At 65.1% G+C, this 18,448-nt stretch carries 15 protein-coding genes, 1 tRNA gene and 2 pseudogenes; 12 read left to right on the top strand and 6 right to left on the bottom strand.

Annotated elements, in window-relative coordinates:
* The first annotated feature begins 20 nt into the window (after positions 1–20).
* The 10 genes and pseudogenes from AB656_RS04935 to rplA all read left to right on the top strand — a co-directional run bounded on the left by AB656_RS04935 (position 21) and on the right by rplA (position 9,741).
* Positions 21–3,137, top strand: coding sequence for an Rne/Rng family ribonuclease (locus AB656_RS04935; protein WP_414630296.1), 3,117 nt, complete (start codon positions 21–23; stop codon positions 3,135–3,137).
* A 145-nt stretch (positions 3,138–3,282) separates the two neighbouring features.
* Positions 3,283–3,591, top strand: a complete 309-nt coding sequence (rplU, locus tag AB656_RS04930; protein ID WP_033503707.1) for a 50S ribosomal protein L21 — start codon at positions 3,283–3,285, stop codon at positions 3,589–3,591.
* Positions 3,592–3,630: 39 nt separating this feature from the next.
* Positions 3,631–3,882, top strand: coding sequence for a 50S ribosomal protein L27 (gene rpmA / locus AB656_RS04925; protein ID WP_033503706.1), 252 nt, complete (start codon positions 3,631–3,633; stop codon positions 3,880–3,882).
* 108 nt (positions 3,883–3,990) lie between these two features.
* Positions 3,991–5,667 carry a GTPase ObgE gene (gene obgE, locus AB656_RS04920; RefSeq protein WP_033503705.1) on the top strand — a complete coding sequence of 559 codons (1,677 nt, stop codon included), beginning with the start codon at positions 3,991–3,993 and terminating at the stop codon, positions 5,665–5,667.
* A gap of 108 nt (positions 5,668–5,775) precedes the next feature.
* Positions 5,776–6,909: a glutamate 5-kinase gene (gene proB / locus AB656_RS04915; RefSeq protein WP_033503704.1), complete on the top strand. Its 1,134-nt coding sequence runs from the start codon at positions 5,776–5,778 to the stop codon at positions 6,907–6,909.
* 217 nt (positions 6,910–7,126) lie between these two features.
* Positions 7,127–7,202: transfer RNA gene (locus tag AB656_RS04910), tRNA-Trp, on the top strand.
* Between the two features lie 33 nt (positions 7,203–7,235).
* Positions 7,236–7,463 (top strand): preprotein translocase subunit SecE, encoded by a 228-nt coding sequence (gene secE / locus AB656_RS04905; protein WP_033503703.1) that lies wholly within the window; start codon positions 7,236–7,238, stop codon positions 7,461–7,463.
* 335 nt (positions 7,464–7,798) lie between these two features.
* Positions 7,799–8,419 (top strand): annotated as a pseudogene (nusG, locus tag AB656_RS04900) (transcription termination/antitermination protein NusG); the annotation flags it as partial.
* Between the two features lie 141 nt (positions 8,420–8,560).
* Positions 8,561–8,995: a 50S ribosomal protein L11 gene (gene rplK, locus AB656_RS04895; protein WP_033503702.1), complete on the top strand. Its 435-nt coding sequence runs from the start codon at positions 8,561–8,563 to the stop codon at positions 8,993–8,995.
* Positions 8,996–9,051: 56 nt separating this feature from the next.
* Positions 9,052–9,741, top strand: a complete 690-nt coding sequence (gene rplA / locus AB656_RS04890; protein WP_033503701.1) for a 50S ribosomal protein L1 — start codon at positions 9,052–9,054, stop codon at positions 9,739–9,741.
* Between the two features lie 115 nt (positions 9,742–9,856).
* On the opposite strand, the gene AB656_RS07845 is transcribed toward rplA, so the two are convergent.
* Positions 9,857–11,857, bottom strand: coding sequence for a DUF6020 family protein (locus AB656_RS07845; protein WP_051905368.1), 2,001 nt, complete (start codon positions 11,855–11,857; stop codon positions 9,857–9,859).
* Between the two features lie 409 nt (positions 11,858–12,266).
* Between AB656_RS07845 and AB656_RS04880 the strand changes: the two genes are divergently transcribed.
* Both AB656_RS04880 and AB656_RS04875 read left to right on the top strand, forming a co-directional pair.
* Complete coding sequence (locus AB656_RS04880; RefSeq protein WP_193786714.1) at positions 12,267–12,887, top strand: hypothetical protein; 621 nt, start codon at positions 12,267–12,269, stop codon at positions 12,885–12,887.
* 23 nt (positions 12,888–12,910) lie between these two features.
* A complete protein-coding gene (locus tag AB656_RS04875; RefSeq protein ID WP_033503700.1) occupies positions 12,911–13,711 on the top strand; it encodes a PHP domain-containing protein in 801 nt (266 codons plus the stop codon).
* Positions 13,712–13,854: 143 nt separating this feature from the next.
* Here AB656_RS04875 and AB656_RS04870 read toward each other — a convergent pair whose 3' ends face one another.
* The 5 genes and pseudogenes from AB656_RS04870 to AB656_RS08195 form a co-directional block, all read right to left on the bottom strand.
* Positions 13,855–14,280 carry a hypothetical protein gene (locus tag AB656_RS04870; protein WP_033503699.1) on the bottom strand — a complete coding sequence of 142 codons (426 nt, stop codon included), beginning with the start codon at positions 14,278–14,280 and terminating at the stop codon, positions 13,855–13,857.
* Between the two features lie 323 nt (positions 14,281–14,603).
* Positions 14,604–15,889 (bottom strand): annotated as a pseudogene (locus AB656_RS04865) (MFS transporter).
* Between the two features lie 376 nt (positions 15,890–16,265).
* A complete protein-coding gene (locus AB656_RS04860; RefSeq protein WP_051905366.1) occupies positions 16,266–16,793 on the bottom strand; it encodes a MarR family winged helix-turn-helix transcriptional regulator in 528 nt (175 codons plus the stop codon).
* 184 nt (positions 16,794–16,977) lie between these two features.
* Entirely contained in the window at positions 16,978–17,835 is an 858-nt protein-coding gene (locus AB656_RS04855; RefSeq protein WP_033503698.1) for an ICP22 family protein, read from the bottom strand.
* A 48-nt stretch (positions 17,836–17,883) separates the two neighbouring features.
* Positions 17,884–18,330: a DUF3427 domain-containing protein gene (locus AB656_RS08195; RefSeq protein WP_414630295.1), complete on the bottom strand. Its 447-nt coding sequence runs from the start codon at positions 18,328–18,330 to the stop codon at positions 17,884–17,886.
* Between the last annotated feature and the right edge of the window lie 118 nt (positions 18,331–18,448).

Below are 18,448 nucleotides of genomic sequence, written 5' to 3'. Positions count from 1 at the left end.
AGCGCGTCGCAAGGAGCATTGTGCCGAATAATACGCATGAGGACCCCGTGCAGAGCGAGTCCTCCCAGAACTTAGACCGTAGCGAGCAGAAAGAAACCCAGCAGAACCCCGAAGCCGCGCCCGCGCGCCGCCGCAGGGGAGGACGCCGAGTGGTGAGGGGGGCTGGGGCTGCCGACGCGCCGGTGCCAGTGCAGGTGGAAGCCGAAGAGCGGGAGCGGACCCGCCGCAGGACGCGCCGGGCCGCCGACAGCGCCGACCAGTCCACCGACGCCTCCGCCGCTGCACGTGAGGACGAATCGGCCTCCAGCGAAGCCGCGCCCGAACGCGCCAGCCGCCGCCGGGCCAGCGCCAGGAGCCAGTCCAGCTCTGCCGGCAGCGCGAGCGGCCGCAGCAGGACCCGCCGGGCCAGCCGGGTCGACGAACACGACGAGCCTGACGAGCAGGCCAGCGCTAACCAGGGCCGCCGCCAGGGCGAGGATGAGGCCGAAGAGCCCCGGACCCGCCGCCGCAGCGCCACCAGCCGTCGCAGCCGGTCCGCCGCCTCCAGCCAGGGCGAGGGCGAGGCCGCCAACCAAGGCGGCGAAGAGCCCCGCCCCAGCAGGACCCGTCGGGTCAGCGCCCGTCATCGTGCCGGAGATACCACCAGCCAGGCCGAAACCGAAGGCGTCCAGAGCCAGGAGGAGGGCTCCGGCCGGGGCTCACGCAAGGCCCAGGAGGTCGAGCGCGGACGCGGGAGCGCTCAGGGCGCCGAAAGCCAGGAGACCAAGACCAGTAAGGGGTCCAGGGGCTCCCGGTCCACCAGGGCCCAGTCGTCCGCCAAGCACGCCAAGCCTATGACTTCACTGCTCTTCCAGGAGCCCATCATCCCCGCCCGCCCGGCCGCTCCGGCCGAGGACGCGGCAGGCGCCGACGAGGACGACGAAGAGGCTGGCTCCTCGGGCAGGAGCCCCTCGCGCAGGTCCCGCAGCCGCAAGGGACGCACCAGCATCCGCCGCGTCGCCGAGCGCGAGGACGATGACCAACGCGACCAGGGGGATGAGCGCGAGGACAGCGAGAGCCAGGAAGAGCCCCGCCGCCGCAGGTCCCGCAGGCTCAACGCCGAGGAGCGCCGCGCCGCCGACGAGGTGGGGCAGATTGAGCAAGACCTGCGCGACGACGACATTCGCTTCATAGACGACGACGGCGAGGACGACGAGGAGGAATCCAAGCCCGTCACCCGCCGCCGCAGGAGCCGGTCCGAGATTGAGGACGAGGAGGAGTCCGGCTCCGAGAGGGTCGAGCGCTCCGAACGCGATTCGCGCCGCCGCAAGCGCAAGAGCGAGGACGACGAGGAGGAGGTTGGGCTGACCCGCCGTCGCCGTCGTCGCCGGGGCTCCAAGGAATCCGAGGAGGAGACCAGCCGCCGCTCCCGTCGCCAGCAGTACGTGGACGAGATCACCGACATCGAGGGCTCCACCCGTCTTGAAGCCAAGAAGCAGCGCCGGCGCGACAACCGGCGTGAGCGCAGCCGGCAGACGCAGCTGATCGAGCAGGACTTCCTGGCCAGGCGCGAGGACGTGAACCGGCTGATGGTGGTGCGGGAGAAGGAGCACCATACCCAGATTTCGGTGATTGAAGACGGAATCCTGGTGGAGCACTACGTCTCCGACATCGACGAAGTCTCCTCCGTGGGCAATATCTACCTGGGCCGCGTGCAGAACGTGCTGCCGAGCATGGAGGCCGCGTTCGTAGACATAGGCCAGGCCCGCAACGGTGTGCTCTACGCCGGCGAGGTCAACTGGGACGCCACCCGCCTGGAGGGGCAGCCCCGCCGCATCGAGCTGGCCTTCAAGTCCGGCGACCCGGTGCTGGTGCAGGTGACCAAGGACCCAATCGGACACAAGGGCGCTCGCCTGACCTCCCAGGTGACGCTCGCTGGGCGCTTCCTGGTGCTCGTGCCCTCCGGCGGCATGACTGGCGTCTCGCGCAAGCTGCCCGACAAGGAGCGTACGAGGCTGAAGTCCATCGTGTCGAAAATCGCCCCCAAAGACATGGGCGTGATCATCCGCACCGCCGCCGAGGGCGCTTCCGAGGAGGCCATCGAGAAGGACCTGGAGAACCTCAAGCGGCAGTGGGAGGACATCGAAGCCAAGCGCCAGGAGTTCTGGCATGGCAAGCGTCCCAAGCTCCTGCAAGGCGAGCCGGACGTGGCCATCCGCGTGGTCAGGGACATCTTCAACGACGACTTCAACCAGTTGATCGTGCAGGGCGAACGCGTCTACGAGCACATCGAGCGCTACCTGGACACGATGGCGCCTGACCTGAAGGACAAGCTTGAGCGCTGGGACCCGGAGGACCACAAGGGCAAGGACGTGTTCGACAAGTGGCAGATCGACAGCCAGCTGCGCAAGGGCATGGAGCGGCAGGTCTACCTGCCCTCCGGCGGCTCGCTGGTCATTGACCGCACCGAGGCGATGACCACGATCGACGTGAACACCGGCCGCTTTATCGGCAAGGGCAAGTCGCTTGAGGAGACGGTGACCCGCTGCAACCTGGAGGCGGCCGAGGAGATCGCCCGCCAGCTGCGCCTGCGCGACATCGGCGGCATGGTCATGATCGACTTCGTGGACATGGTCCTGCCCGCTAACCGCGACCTGGTGCTGCGCCGGCTGGTGGAGTGCCTGGCGCGCGACCGGACCAAGCACCAGGTGGCCGAGGTCACCTCGCTGGGCCTGGTGCAGATGACCCGCAAACGCGTGGGGCAGGGCCTGGTTGAGGCCTTCTCCGAGGAGTGCCCCACCTGCGGCGGACGCGGCTTCCTCCTGCATGACCAGCCGACGATCTCCGGCAAGTACGACGATCCTTACGCGGTCAAGGGCGGCGACCCGTTCGTTAAGACCAACAAGCACGGCCACGGGTCCAAGGTCGTCAAGGAGTCCTCGGCGCCCAAAGGCTCCTCGCCCGACGTGAAGGCCAAGTTGGCGCAGATCGCTGCGGCCGCCGAAAAGGCCTCCGAGGGCCAGGATGAGGGCGCGGGCGAGGAGGGCGAGCGCGAGTCTGGCCAGGGCTCTCGGCTCCCGATTCCCGTGGGTCCCCCCGAAGACGGGGCCTCGACCGGTTTCGATGACTCCCAAGGCGATGTCTCCGAGGAGGCATAGACTGGGCGTGTTTCGTCGGCGCGCTGCCATTTGACGAGGTGGCGCGCCTGCTTATATACTGATTAGCTGGTGTCTGGTTCGCTCCGCCTCCTGGCGGGTCCGGGTTTCAGGCGCGGCAGCTTAGAAGCAGACAAAAGGTAGGGCTATGTACGCGATTGTTAAGGCCGGCGGCCATCAGGAGAAGGTCCAGGTCGGTGACGTGATTAAGGTCAACCGTCTGGCGGCCAAGAAGGGCGAGGCGGTCGAGTTCCCGGTCGCGCTCGTCGTGGACGGCGCCAAGGTGACACTGGCGGCCAAGGACCTGGCCAAGGTCTCCGCCAAGGGCGAGGTCGTGGACGACGAGCTCAAGGGCCCGAAGATTCGTATTCAGAAGTTCAAGAACAAGACCGGCGTGGCACGTCGGAAGGGTCACCGTCAGCAGCTGAGCGCGGTGAAGATCACCGCCATCGCCTGAGCGCGTCGGCAGAGTCGTTGATTCGGGAAAGGACAAGACATGGCACACAAGAAGGGCGCGTCGAGTTCGCGCAACGGTCGTGATTCCAACGCGCAATACCTGGGCGTTAAGAAATTCGGCGGCGAAGCGGTTGTCGCGGGCAACATCTTGGTTCGCCAGCGCGGCACCAAGTTCCACCCCGGCAAGAACGTGGGCCTGGGCAAGGACCACACCCTGTTCGCGCTGACTGACGGCAGCGTCAAGTTCGGCGTGCGCCGGGACCGCAAGGTCGTCGACGTCGTCTCGGAGTGAGCGAATAGCCCGGAACGAACCTTTTATAGCCGCGCCCCGATTGGACGCGGCTTTTTTCGTAGTAACCCCGTGCCAGCCCGATGAGGCGGCGGGAGAGAGCAGGCCCCTATGAGCGCATTCGTCGATCGCGTGACCGTTCACGTCGCAGGCGGGGACGGCGGCAACGGCGCGTCTTCAATCCGTCGGGAGAAGTACAAGCCCTTGGCCGGTCCCGATGGCGGGGATGGCGGGGATGGCGGCTCGGTGATTCTGGTCGCCGACTCCAATGCCAGCAGCCTCCTGGACTACCGCTACCTGCCCCACCGTTCCGCCGGAGCGGGAACTATGGGCCTGGGCGGCGACAAGGACGGCAGCAAGGGCGCCGATTTGGTCCTGCCGGTGCCGGTGGGCACGGTCGTGTTCACGGCCGAGGGCCAGGAAGGCGAATCCAAGCGGCGGGGGCGCTGGCTGGCTGATCTGAACCGGCCCGGTGACCGTTTCGTCGTGGCTCAGGGCGGGACCGGGGGGCTGGGCAACCGCTCCCTGGCGAACAAGACCCGTCGGGCCCCGGGTTTTGCGCTCCTGGGCGAGCCGGGCGAAGAGCGGGACGTGATGCTGGAGCTCAAGTCCATAGCGGACGTAGCCCTGGTGGGCTTCCCCTCCTCCGGCAAGTCCTCGCTGATCGCGGCCATGAGTTCAGCCAAACCCAAGATCGCCGACTACCCCTTCACTACCCTGGTGCCGAACTTGGGCGTAGTGCAGGCCGGGGACGACCGCTTTACGATAGCCGATGTGCCCGGGCTGATTCCCGGCGCCTCCCAGGGTAAGGGCCTGGGCTTGGAGTTCCTGCGCCACATCGAGCGCACCGAAGTGGTGGCCCACGTGATCGACTGCGCCACGCTGGAGCCGGGTCGCGACCCAATCAGCGACTACCACGCGATTGAGCGCGAGTTGGCCCTGTACGCGGACAAGCTGGACCTGCCCCTGGGAGCCATCCCAATCGCCGATCGCCCCCGGGTGATCGTGCTGAACAAGGCGGACGTGCCCGAGGCCCGGGAACTGGCGGAATTCGTCCGTCCCGAGTTTGAGCGAATGGGCCACCAGGTCTTCATCGTCTCCACAGCCTCCCACGACGGGCTCAAGGCGCTGGGCTTCAGCCTGGCCGAACTGGTGAACGGCCTGCGCGCCCAGATCGCGGCCGAATCGAAGGCCCAGGATGAACGGGTCGTGATTCGTCCCCTGGAGGCCCGTAGGAACCGCCGTGACGACCTTTCCGGCGAATTCCAGGTGGAGCGCAAGCAGAGCAAGGATGGTGACCACTGGTTCGTCGTCACGGGCGACAAGCCTGTGCGCTGGGTGCGCCAGACCAATTTCGACAACGATGAGGCAGTGGGCTACTTAGCAGACCGCCTGGCCAAGCTGGGTGTGGAGGACTCCCTGCGCAAGGCGGGCGCCCGGGCAGGCGACGAGGTGCGCATAGGCCTGGGCCGCGATCAGGTGGCTTTCTACTGGGATCCGACCGTCGCCGCAGGGGCGGAGATGCTCGATGGGGCGCCGATGGCCTCCCGGGGCAAGGACTTGCGTCTGGAGGAGGCTGACCCCCGCGCGCGTCGGCGCACGAACACCGAGCGACGGGCTGAATACCACCGGATGATGGACGCCCGCCAGGCGGTGCGTCAGGCCATGGCGGCCGAGCGCAAGGCTGGGCATTGGGCCGACCCAGCTGTGGATGACGACCCTCGGGATGAACATGGCTTGATTGGCAAGGCCCTGAATCACGACGATGACGAGGACAGCCAGGAGTAGGGCGGCGGTGCGCTGCGGTCGGCTAACGCGACCGAAGGGTGCGGCAGGCTGACGGGTTGGCCGCCTCGGGTCGGCCGTGGGCGCGGTAGGGGCTTCGGGAAGGGCGTCATGACCAAGATGGATGAGGAGGCGGTGCGCAGGGCTGTGGCCCAGGCGCGCACCCTAGTGGTCAAGGTCGGCTCCTCCTCGCTGACTTCGCCCAGTGGCCATCTACGCCCGGAGCGTTTGCAGGCCCTGGTCGGCGCCCTGGCCCGGGTCTGTCTCCAAGGGGCGCGGCTGGTCCTGGTCTCCTCCGGCGCCATAGCGGCCGGTTTCGGCTCCCTGGGCTTCTCCGAGCGCCCCGACGACCTGGCGACCCAGCAAGCAACGGCCTCCGTGGGCCAGGGCGTGCTGATGGCCCATTACGAAACCGCTTTCGCGTCTTACGGGCTCAAGGTGGGCCAAATCCTCCTGACGGCCCAAGACACCCGCCAAGCCACCCAATATCGCAACGCGCGCCGTACCCTGGGCCGCTTGCTGGACCTGGGCGTCGTGGCGATTGTCAACGAGAACGACGCACTGGCCTCGAACGAGATTCGTTTCGGCGACAATGACCGCCTCTCCGCGCTGGTGGCGAACATCGTGCGCGCCGATGCCCTGGTCCTCCTGACCGATGTGGACGCCCTGTACACCGAGCCGCCTTCTCGCTCGGGGGCCAGGAAGGTCGCGTTCGTGCCCGATGTGGTCCAAACGATGGAGTCGATTGACGCGGAAGGCTCCACCTCAGGCCTGGGCACCGGAGGCATGACCACCAAGCTGGAGGCGGCACGCATTGGCGCGGTCTCCGGCATCCCGGTCCTGATGACCAAGGCCAGCCTGGCTGGTCCGGCCCTCTTCGGCGACCCTGTGGGTACCGTGTTCGCCCCGGTCAAGCACCGGGGGAGCGCGCGCCGCCTGTGGATTAAATTCGCTTCGGCCCCGCGCGGTTCCTACCAGGCTGATGCCGGTGCCGCACGGGCGGTCCACGGCGGTCGAGCCAGTCTTTTGCCCGCAGGCGTGACTGGGGTGGAGGGGGAGTTCTCCGCCGGAGACCCGGTTTGGATTCGTGACGAGTCCGGTCGCCCCTTGGCCAAAGGGGTTTCGGCCTACGACGCGGAGGAGGCGGTACACCTGATGGGCCGTACGACCAGTGAATTGTCCCGCCGCTACGGTCGGCAATACGCCCATCCTTTCGTTCACCGGGATGACCTGGTCCTCCTGTGACCCGTAGCCCCGGCCGCCTGCGTTTTGCCGGTCACGGCTGGGTTGGGGCCCGGCGGAGAATCAGTGGGGGAATTCATACGTTCGCTCTGGGCGCGACACTACCGGGCGGCGCGGGTGGACGGAATCGGAGGCTTGGGCTACAGTAGAAACTTGGCGGTTTACCTCGCCCTGCCCAACGGTATCCACCCGGCCGGGTAGGATGGGCAAATATCTCCTTAGGGAAGTGGCGCAATTGGTAGCGCAACGGTCTCCAAAACCGTAGGTTGTGGGTTCGAGTCCCGCCTTCCCTGCCAATGGTTGGTTCCAGGAACAAGCGAAGGATGGATATGGCTAAGAAGGCTCAGGCTTCTGAACAGAAGAGGCCCAATATCTTCAAGCGTATCGGCATGTTCATCAAGCAGGTGATTGACGAGATTCGCAAGGTGGTGGCGCCGACCGGCAAGGAGCTTCTCGGCTGGTCCGTGGCCGTGTTCATCTTCGTCCTCTTCCTGATGGTCTTCGTGACGGTTCTCGATTTCGGCCTGGGCAAGCTGGTCATGCTGGTCTTCGGCTGATTCATACAGACTTGTAGATTTGCGAAAAGGTGGCTCTTTACATGAGTGATGATCAAATGGCGGATGCGATGAATGAGGCTCAGGGGTTTGAAGCCCTCGCCGCAAACGCAACCCCGGCGACCGAGCAGGGCGCGCCCACTCCGCAAGAGAACGCCAGCCAGGCCGACTCCGTCGAGGGGCCAGACCAGGCCGAAGGCGAAGCCGTTCAATCGGCCGATGCGCCTGAGCAAGAGCAAGTCCACCAAGCCGCCAATGAGGCCGCTGAAGCGGCTGACGGTCAGAACCCGCAAACCCCTCAGCCTGAAGGGCAGGAAGCGCAGGCTGATTCCGGGCAGGAGGACGCCGGTCAGAAGGCCGTCGATGAATTCTCCAAGCAACTGCGCACCTTGGAAGGCAAGTGGTACGTCCTGCACACTTACTCGGGCTACGAGAAGCGTGTCAAGGCGAACATCGAGTCCCGCGTCGTCTCCTTCGGCCTGGAAGACCAAATCTTCCAAGTCGAGGTGCCGATGGAAGAGGTCGAGAAGCATACCGACAAGGGCAAGAAGGTCGTGAGCCGCGTCCGTGTGCCTGGCTATGTGCTGATTCGCATGTGGCCGGAGGATAACGCCCGCCGCATCGTCAAGGACACCGAAGGCGTGACCGGCTTCGTCGGACCCACCAAGGACCCGACGCCCCTGTCGAACAAGGAGGTCGTCAAGATGATGGCCCCGATGATCGCGTCCGAAGCGCTCAAGGCCGCAGGCGATAAGCCCGCCGCCGCCAAGAAGCGCACGGTCGAGGTCTCCTTCCAGGTTGGCGATCAGGTTACCGTCACCGAGGGCCCATTCGCCACGATGGCTGCAGCGGTCTCCGAAGTGGAGCCCACTACGCAAAAACTCACTGTGCTGGTCTCGATTTTCGGCCGCGATACGCCGGTCGAGCTGGGCTTCGACCAGGTCGAGAAGATCGTCTGAATTGGACGCCGCCCGTCTCCAGCGGGTGGCATACTGATAAGGCTTGGCGACCAGGGCTTAGTCCAGGGCGCCGGAAAGTAATAGTTGCGGGAGAAGGCTTCGCGCTTTCGACAGACCGCTTCCTAGAAAGAAGAAGCAGCAATGCCTCAAAAGAAGAAGAAAGTCACTGCGCTCATCAAGCTGCAGATCGAGGCCGGCAAGGCCAACCCGGCTCCGCCGCTGGGCCCGGCGTTGGGTTCTCACGGCGTCAACATCATGGACTTCTGCAAGGCCTACAATGATGCGACCAAGGACAAGATGGGTCAGGTCATCCCCGTCGAGATCACCGTTTTCGAGGATCGCTCCTTCACCTTCATCACTAAGACCCCGCCCGCCGCGGATTTGCTCCGCAAGGCAGCCGGTGTGCAAAAGGGCGCTGGCAACCCGCTGACCACCAAGGTCGGTTCGGTCACCAAGGCCCAGGTGCGCGAGATCGCCGAGACCAAGATGCCCGACCTGTCGGCGCGCGACGTCGAGGCTGGCATGAAGATCATCGAAGGCACCGCCCGTTCCATGGGCATCACCGTCACCGACTGAAAGTTTGGCGGTAGGGCCACGCTAGCCCGCACCGCGACTGCTGATAGGAGAAGCAGATGACAAAGCGTTCCAAGAAGTACCGCGAGGCGCTCGAAAAGATTGACCGCTCCAACCTCTACACCCCGGAAGAGGCCATCGCGCTGATCAAGACCATGCCGAAGTATGGTTTCGACGAGAGCGTCGAGGCCGTCTACCGTCTGAGCGTTGACCCGCGCAAGGCCGACCAGCTGATTCGCGGCACGGTCAACCTGCCCAACGGCACCGGCAAGACCGTCAAGGTCCTGGTCTTCGCCCGTGGTCCGCAGGCCACAGCCGCCGCTGAGGCTGGCGCCGACGAGGTCGGCGACGACGAGCTGGTGACCAAGGTCGCTGGCGGCTACCTGGACTTCGACGCCGTGGTGGCTACGCCTGACATGATGGGCAAGGTCGGCCGCCTAGGCCGTGTCCTGGGTCCCCGCGGCTTGATGCCTAACCCCAAGACTGGCACCGTGACCATGGATGTCGCCAAGGCCGTCAAGGAGATCAAGGGCGGCAGGATTGAGTTCCGCGTCGACAAGAACGGCAACCTGTCCTTCCTGATTGGCAAGTCCTCCTTCGAGGAGCAGGCTCTGGCCGAGAACTTCCACGCGGTCAGCGAGGAGATCAAGCGCCTGAAGCCGGCCACCGTCAAGGGCCGCTACATCACCAAGGCCACCATCGCCTCCACCATGAGCCCCGGCGTCCCCCTGGACCTGGCTACTCTGTAAGGTAAGGCTAGCGCCTCTTTAAAGGCCCGGAACCAACCAATCCCGGTTGGTTCCGGGCCTTTCGCGTTCTCTGCTGCCTGCCGCGCGGCCGGATGGCAGTTCGCGCGGCTGTGCCTCACCGACCGCTGGGCGAATGGGAGGGACCGGGCTGGGCGCGGCGGGCAGCGATGACCAGGAAGGGGAGGGTGAAGACCAGGGGGAGCATGTGGCGCTCGAAGTTGTTCGCGGGGGCGGCGATCATGACGCCCATGAGGAGGATCAGGGGAACCTGGCCCAGGATGTCCCTCCAGCGGCCGCGAGCGGCTTCGTAGGCCAGCAGGAGCAGGCTGGACACGACCCAGAAATTGCCGGAAGCTGGCCAGCCTAGGATGGGCGTGGAGGTCCAAACGCAGGCGAACCAGGCCACCCGGTCCCGCCAGCCGTGGCACCAGTACTTGATCCAGGCCGAATCCTGTTGGACATAACCATTGCTGACGTAATAAGCCATCGGCACGTAGGCGTGGTCGGTCAGGTCGAAATAGCCATAGCATTTGGCCAGGAAGGCGTCCAAGTAGATGGTCGGAGCCTGGCGGCCGATCTGCGCCCAGGCCCGGTTGAAGTCTTTCATGTCGCCTGCGGTGACGGTCCTCCAACGGTAGACGACCACCTTAGAGCTGTTGCCGGAGGACTTGACCCGGTCCGCGTCGTTGGGGTAGTAAGCGAAACCGGCCGCGTCCAGGTCCATGATCGGCGCCAGATTCACCCGCGCGGCAGCGGGGATGGCGGAGGGGTCGCGTTGGGCCACACGGGCGATCTGCTGGAGCTGTATGCCCTTGCCCTCGATGGAGTCCCCCTTGATCACCGCGCCCGTGGCGAACAAGCCCCCCATGCAGGCTTCAAAGACCAAAAGCGGGGCCAGGAGCGTGAGCAGGTAGGTCATCCACCGCCGGCGGTCGGTCAGGAGGGCGAGCAGGAGCTGGACCGCCACGATATAGACCGCGTACTTGGCCGAGGCCAGCATGACCAGGGTGGCAATCAGGAGAGCCAGCTTGGAACGGGCGCGCAGTCCCTGGCCGGCGGCCCTCGTCAGGCGCAGCTCATAGCCAATGCCCATCCACCAAAGGAAGGCCCAGGCGAACAGGGGGGACTTGGTCAAGCTGATGGTGCTGAACACAATCAGCGGGCAAACCAGGAGGACCAGGAGGATTGCCACCCGAGCCAGGGGTCCAGCAGGCTTCATGTCCGGCTGGCCGCTGCTCTGGGGCAGTCGGCAGGCCTGGGCCGGCTGAAGGAAGCGGTTGGCGCTGGCGGCGGCGCAGAAGGTGGCGAAGACCACTTGCAGACCAGCCAGGATGATGATGGCCAAATCGCTGGCGCCGGTCAGCCGCCGGGAAAGGGCGAGCGAGCCGCCGTAAAGGAGGGTCAGCGGCAGGTTGTGCTGGTCGGTCAAGTAGGTGGGGTGCGTCGGCCATAGGTAGTGGGCCGTGGGGTAGACGTCCATAATCGTGGACCCTTGGCGGTAGGGCAGGCTCTCCCCGTTCAGCTGGGCCAGCCAGGAGGTCACCTCCCTGGATTGGGAGATCAGATCGGCGCCATAGGCCGCCACTAAAGTGATCCACGCCCAGGCCCATCCGAGCAGCAGGACCAGCATGATCGTTCGCCAGCTTCGGGTGGCGCGGGTCACGGCCCTTCCAAGCAACCGCATGAGGGGGGATGTCGCGGACCAAGCTTCCAAGCGGGCGCGGCCGTGGAGCCAACCCTGGCGGCCCGCGCCTATCGCAGGAATCGGGCCGGAGAGGCCAGCCCCGCCGGCCGCCTGCGCCGACTGCCTGGCTTTCCCACGCCGTCTGCCGATTGCGGCCAGCTTGGCCACCAGGCCTAGGGATGCGGCGAAAACGCCCAGGAGGATGAGCCAGTTGGGCGGGCCGAAGTCGGCTATCGAGCCGTCAGCCCGGTAAATGGGACCGACCGCCGTGCAGAGGGCAATCCAGGCGCAAGCCAGCGCCGCCAGCGTCCACCCGATCCAGCAGGGGACTTGGGTGCGCGTGCGCCGGCGCTCCGCGACCGACCCTGCCGGGCGGGACGCGGGCGCGTCTGGTTCGTGGGTGGTCCAAGAAGCTCGTAATCCGGTGATCATCGGTACCGATTCTATCCCGACTGCCGGCCAGCGCCCGGCCTAGGGAGGGTGCGGGGCGGGGGCCTGGATGGCTTGATGGTTGCGCTGGCCGTGGAGCACGGTGCCAAACATCGCTGCGCACAGTTGTCCAACCCGGTGAGGGGTTACGATGGGGTAGGACCAGCGGCAGCCGTCCAAGGGCGCTTCGCCCGCCAAGGTCCTAATCCGCTTGGGCGTCCGGCGCGATCCATTGACTGGGCCGGCTGGATTTGTCGGCAACGGTCCTCGCGCGGCTGGCAGTTGGGCCCTGGTTGAGGGTATCCTGATTCTGTGTTCGCGCGTCGGCTCCTCCGGTGGCGGGACGCCGACGACCGGGAGTTCATGTGAGCGGTAAAGCTGGGTAACCATGCCAGCGGAAGGGAGACAGCGGTTGAGTGAGCGAAAGGTATCGGCCCATCCGGAGGCCACAATCGCCGACTCCGAGTACTCCCTGGCGGACATCGAGCGCAAGCGGGCCCGTCCCGGTCGTTGGGTGGCTTTCATCCTGGCGGCTCTCCTATCCATCCTCCTGCCTTATGGCGTGGGCCGCACTATGGCGATTCACCACACGGCCGGGGTCCTGCGCATAGTGTCGTCGATGGACCCGAAGGGCATCGCGCTGATCTCGTGGACGGTCACCTTGGTGGCTTTCGCCGCCCTGGGGATGTCGATCATCGAGTCCTCCTCCTGGTTCTGGCGAATCGTCTTCTTGCTGGGGCTGGCTGCCGAACAGTTGATCGCCGGCCTGTGCCTGTTGAAATTCAACTTTTGGTATGGCACTTACGTGGTCTACCAGCAGTCGGCGGTCCTAGCCAACGCCGCCAACTTGGGCATCCTGGCCGGTGGGCTAGCCGTGGCGGTCTTCGCCGTGGTCTTCGTGGCCATCCTGATCGGTATCAAGAAGGACTCGCCCCTGAACGTCCTGACCCACTCCTGGTCGGCCCTCTCCATGTTCTTCGTGATCGAACTGGCGGCCATTCTCATCGTCTTGTACGGTGGCCTGATCAACTGACCTCTCGACCTTAGGGGGCAACCATGTTTCCTGACTGCCACGTGCACTCCTCCTTCTCCTTCGACTGCGAAGAGCCGCTGGCTTCATACGTGGACCGGAGCGCCGGTTTGTTGCTGACCACAGAGCACCTGGAACTGGCTAATTCGGTCAATGGCGGCCGTGACGACGTCCCTGACTTCGCGCGGATTGCGCGCCAAATGGACCGTATCCGCCAGGAGGAGGCCGATCCGGGCCTCAAGAGCGTGGTCGGCGCTGAGGTGGGCTACAGCCGGGAGCATCCCAACCAGTTGGAGGACCTGCTGGGCGGGGAGGCCATCGATCTGCGCCTGCTGAGTTTCCACTCCTACCGTGGCCACGACTGGATTGAGGTCGAGGCCCACCAAAACATAAGCGACCATGATTACGCGGCCGCCTACTTCGATTTGGTCCTGGAGGGTCTGCAGACCCTGGGCGGACAGGTGGATGTCCTGACCCACTTGGACTACCCCTTCCGCTACCGTCCCAGCCTGCGAGGCCAGGCGGTCTTCGACGAGTTCGCGGGGCCGATTGGACTGATTATCGATGCCTGCGCCGAGCGAGGGCTGGTCGTCGAGCTCAACACGAAGAGCATGTACAAGTACGGCGACGAATCCTTCTACGCCCTCCTGCTGGGGATGGTCGCCGCCAAGTCCGGCCAGGGCGCGCCAATCGCCGTCTGCCTGGGCTCGGATTGCCACCGGGCCAGTGACTGGCGCGCTGGTTTCAGCCGAGCTGAAGGATTGGCGGCCGCCCACGGCCTGAAGCCACTGGACTTGGATGGCCTGATTTCGCGCCTGGGCCGCTGAACCGACTACGGGGACTGACGCCCCGGATAACCGGGCGTGCTCGAGGATGCGGCCGGATACGCGCGGGCCCCCGCCGGTGATGGGAAACCGGCGGGGGCCCTGGTCCAAGCCCCGTTCAGGTGGTCTTGGCTACTCGCGTTGCGTCAGTAGGAGTGCGAGGTTGGGATCTCGAAGCGCACGTTCAGCCCGCGCTCGTAGTGGAGGAACATGTTCGCACCGTAGCGGTCCACGTCGCGGTGGGTGAAGAGCATGCGGATGGCGAACGCGGTCTGCACGTCCGGCGAAAGCGACTCGAACGCCTTGTGCGCATCCCAGCCGCCAGGGGCGACAGCCTGGTCGGTCACGTAGGCGTAACCATAGCCGTCCTCGTTCACATAGCCCATGAAGGGCAAGTCCCAGGCCTTGTGGTCGGTCAGCTGTTTCTTGAATTCCTCAACACCCTCAAGGGCTTCGTCGCTGATGCCGAAGTGTTTGGCGACCTTGTTGGCCGCACGGGTCTTGGTCTCAGCGTCTTCCTCGAAGAGCGAGCCATCGACGACAATCAGGTCGTCATCCTTCTGGTCTGCCATATGAGTATTCCTTCCTGCGAGCCCCCGGCTGCCGGCGACATCGCCCTTGGCGCCCTGGTCGTTGACCGTCCTTGGTGCCCCTTACTGTGGCCGCCCACGTGCTATCACGGCGCGCCCGTGCTTTTAATCTATCATCGAATGCGATGTGCTGTCGCTTCCGATTTTGTGCGCTTTTCCTCTATTTTCCAGGCTTCTGCAGGGCGAAAGCGGCTGTGCGCTTGAGGTGTGGTCGCATTCAAAAGCTCACAGAAACGAACAGATCCCCGTAACTGTGATTCAGCTCACAGAAGAGGGCTCCATCGCTTCGAAGTCGGACTCGGGGCTCAGCGCCCGCCGGGGGTGGGGAAGGGCTTGAGCGTGACTTTGATTACCGTGAGATATTGGATGGCAAGCAGGACCAGCAACATGCCGAACGCGAGGGTGGATCCGGCGGCGGTGCCCTCGGCCTGGGTGGCGGCGCCGGATTGCCCCGCAGCCACCAGTGCGGCGGATACCGAGGTGCCGACGGCGCCCGCGAACTGCTGGACCGTGTTGAACAGGGCGTTGCCGTGCGATTGCATGCGCTGGTCCAGCCGGCCCAGGCCGGTGGTCATGATGTTGCCTGAGCTCATGCCCATGCCGGCCATGTAAAGCACGTAGATGCCGCAGATGCCAGCGTCGCTCAGGTGGCGGCCGAAAGCCAGGAAGAGCGCCAGCGAGGACAGGGCCAGCGCAGGGCCGGTCATCAGCGGGGATTTGGCGCCGAGCGTGTCCAGAATGCGGCCGCCCAGCGGGGCGAAGGCGGCGCCGAGCAGGGCGCCGGGCAGGACGACCAGGCCGGAGATAAGCGCGGAGGAGCCATTGACCAGCTGCATGTAGTTGGGCAGGATGAACGCCAGGCCGAGCGAGGCGATTTGGAAGAGGAGGAAAGCCAAAACGTAGCCGGCGAAATTGAGGTTGGCGAGGATGCGCAAATCAAGGATGGGGCTGCTCGACTTGAGCGTGCGGAAGGCGAAGCCGGCGCAGGCGACCACGCCGGCCGCCATCGCGCCGGCTACCTGGAGGCTCAGGAAAGGGCGGGTGGTCATCGAGCTGAAGCCGTAAATGAGCCCGCAGAAGGTGAGCGCGATCAGGAGCAGGCTAAGCAGGTCGAACCGGACCCGCCGTAGCTCGCTTTTTTGCCTGATGCTCAAGGTGCCCATGACTAGGGAGACGAGGAGGACAGGCAGGATGAAGATGAAGATCCAGCGCCAGCCGAGCTGGGAGATGACCACTCCGCCGAACGTGGGGCCGATGGCTGGGGCTATGGCGGTGATCAGGGTGCCCATGCCCATCATCGTGCCGATTTTCGGGCGGGCACTTGCTCCAGGATGATGTTGTACATGAGCGGCAAGGCTATGCCGGTGCCCAGGCCTTGGACCACGCGACCGGCGAGCAGCATGGGGAAGTTCTGGGCGGCGATGTCCAGGCACAGGCCGGCGATGAAGAGCAGGTTGGCTGTCACAAAGAGGGAGCGGCTGCGGAATCGTGCCTTGAGACTGGCGGAGAGCGGGACCATGATCGATACCACGAGCAGGTAAGCGGTGGTCATCCACTGCACTTGGTCGGTCGATACGCCGAACTCGCGCATGAGGGTGGGGAAGGTGATGTTGGTGGCGGTTTCCACGATTACGCCGGAGAAGGAGAGCAGGCCTGCGGAGGTGAAGGCGCAGATGACTTTGCCTGGTATGCGGTCGGTGGCGGCCGGGTGGGTTGCCTTGGACGGGCTGGGTTGGGCGGATGGTTGGGTCTTCATATGTGGTGTTTTCCTACATTTCTATGCAAGTGGATACTGTCCTGGTTGCGGCGCGGGCGGACCTGGGCGCGGGCTGAGGACCGGTTTCGGCCGGGGCGCGCGAGCGGCTCGGCCGGGCCAACGCTTCGCGCTGGCACGCTGCCGCTGTTTTTGTTGGGTTGCCTTGACGGGCTGGGCTCAAGGCGGGCCTGGGGGGAGGGTCTGGTGAGGCCTATAGGGGAGGGCGCTTGTCGACGGGTTGGTCGTCGTCGAGCCCGATGCTGGCGGCCATGTAGGCGATCATCCTCTTGAAGTCAGCCAGACGGGCGCGGCCGAACTCGCGCTCGAAACGGAGCTGCTGGCGGTCGATGTAGGCGCTGATGGCGGGAATCAGGCGCTCGCTCTTGGGCGTCAGGTGCACGGTTTTGCGTCGAGCGTCGGCTGTGGAGGCGGCGCGTTCCAGCAGTCCCTTGGCTTCCATCCTCTGAAGCATGACGGTCAGCGTGGAGCCTTGGATGTCGAACTCGGCCTCGATGGCGCTCTGGCTGGCGGCGTGGCCAGGGCAGGTGGACAGGTGGTCGATGATGGAGGCTTGGCTGGCGGTCAGGTCGTAGCGGGCGACGAAGCGGTCTAGCTTCCGGTTCTGCTTGTTGATGGCCTGTTTGACCAGTCGGTAGTAGTTCTCTGGGCGTGGTTGCGGCCGCTGCCCGGCTTGGGCCCGGGCCAGGTCCCTATCTGCTGGCTTGGTCTGTTGGGCCATACGTGCCGCGCCTCCTCCATGGGTGCCGAAACCGTCCGTAAGCTGTTATTTAGTTAGCCAACTAAATAATATATTCCTGACACCGACATCCGCACCGGAACCGCTGACGGGCCTGGGCAGGGGATAGGGCATATGCGTGGGCTGTCCCATGATCTCATGGGACAGCCCACACAGCGTGCTCGACTCAGTGCCGGTGGAAAAGATCGGCGGCGACGATGATGGCCGCGCCCAAGGACTCCAAGGCGGTGGCGATCAGCCAGGCCACGACCATGCTGGACTGCCCTGGCGCCACGCTGCCCAGTCGCGTGAACAGGAACACGTCAGTGACGACGATCTGGGCGCCCACTAGGTTGCCGATCGTGGCGGTGCGCAATAGACGGCCGTGGCGGCGGGGCGTCTGGTCGCTCTTGAGGCTGATGACGCCTACATGCCCCATCAGCCAAACCGAGATGCCCAGCAGCACACCCGCCACTGGCAGCGAGATGAAGATGGGGAAGGTGCTGAACGCGGCCCCCAACGAGGCCACCCCAAAAGCGATCGCCATACCCAAATACAGCGGATTATGACGGCTGTTCTCATGCACATTGCGCATGGCTGACCCCGCCAGGTGCCCGGCCTGCTCCGCCATTGACGGACCCTGCCCGGATTGCAAGGGGTTTCCCTGCGGTTTTTGAGTCCCGGTCGCATCCTGCCGCTGGCTCTTGGCATCGTGAGCTGTTCGGTTGCCTTGTTCCTGTTCGTGGCCGGGCTGTTGTTCAGCGGCTTCGGAACTTGGCTGACCCGTATCGGTGGGTTCGCTTTCGCCATCGCCCTTACGCTCGCCCCCGTCACCGGTGGTCGCGGACATGTCTGCCGGAGCGGGTGAGGCTGCGGATGGGGACGAGGAAGCGCTTGCGTCCGGCTTGCTTTGGCTCGCTCCATCCCGCTGCTCGATCGTATCCGCTCCGCTGCCAGCGAGCTTGCCGCTCTCGGCCTGATTCTCCGAGTCCGCGCGTCCCCGCCCGCTTCCGTTGTTCCTGGACCTATTACCGTGTGCAGCCATCGCAACCGCCTCCTTCAATCTTTACCCCTAGTCTAGGCGCTCGCGCGGCTATGCGCTTTCCGCCCCTGTCAGGTGCCGGTAGAGCTGTCTATCCAGGGCCTGCGCCAGATGCAGGTTCGTGACAGTCACTTTCCGGGCTGCCTGGTCGCCGCTTTGAGGAGTCGTTTCCGCGGACGGGTCCCCTATAGCGTTGACATGGCCGAGGTAATAGTACTTCCTTTCGGAAGCCTCCTCCTTGCGCATCACGAACAGCGGGATGAAGCGCGTCTCGTCCCATTCCGGTCCCCCTGCGCCCTCCCGCATCCACACGAATTCAGGTGATTCCGGCGTCCTCCCGCTTCTGCACGGCTTGCCTCGTCGACGCGGATGCAGCCAAATTCGTTCGGCGTGAATTTCGTGAGCGCTTCCGGGCGGTACGTGGCCTGGACTGTGGCGAAGACGTAGGACAAGTGGGTTCCTTGTTTTCGCCCGAGAGAAGCCCAGGTCTCCCACCATCGCAGCCCAGTACCCTCTGGCAGGACGTTTTGGCGCTTCGTGCTCTCGGGCGGTTTTTTGAAGTCCTGGAAGAGCGCCTAGGCGGCTTCGGCGGTGACGAAGGCGGCGGGGATGCCGA

The sequence above is a fragment of the Bifidobacterium actinocoloniiforme DSM 22766 genome, from assembly GCF_001263395.1.
Classification (GTDB): domain Bacteria; phylum Actinomycetota; class Actinomycetes; order Actinomycetales; family Bifidobacteriaceae; genus Bombiscardovia; species Bombiscardovia actinocoloniiformis.
This window is presented reverse-complemented; position numbering and strand designations above follow the sequence as displayed.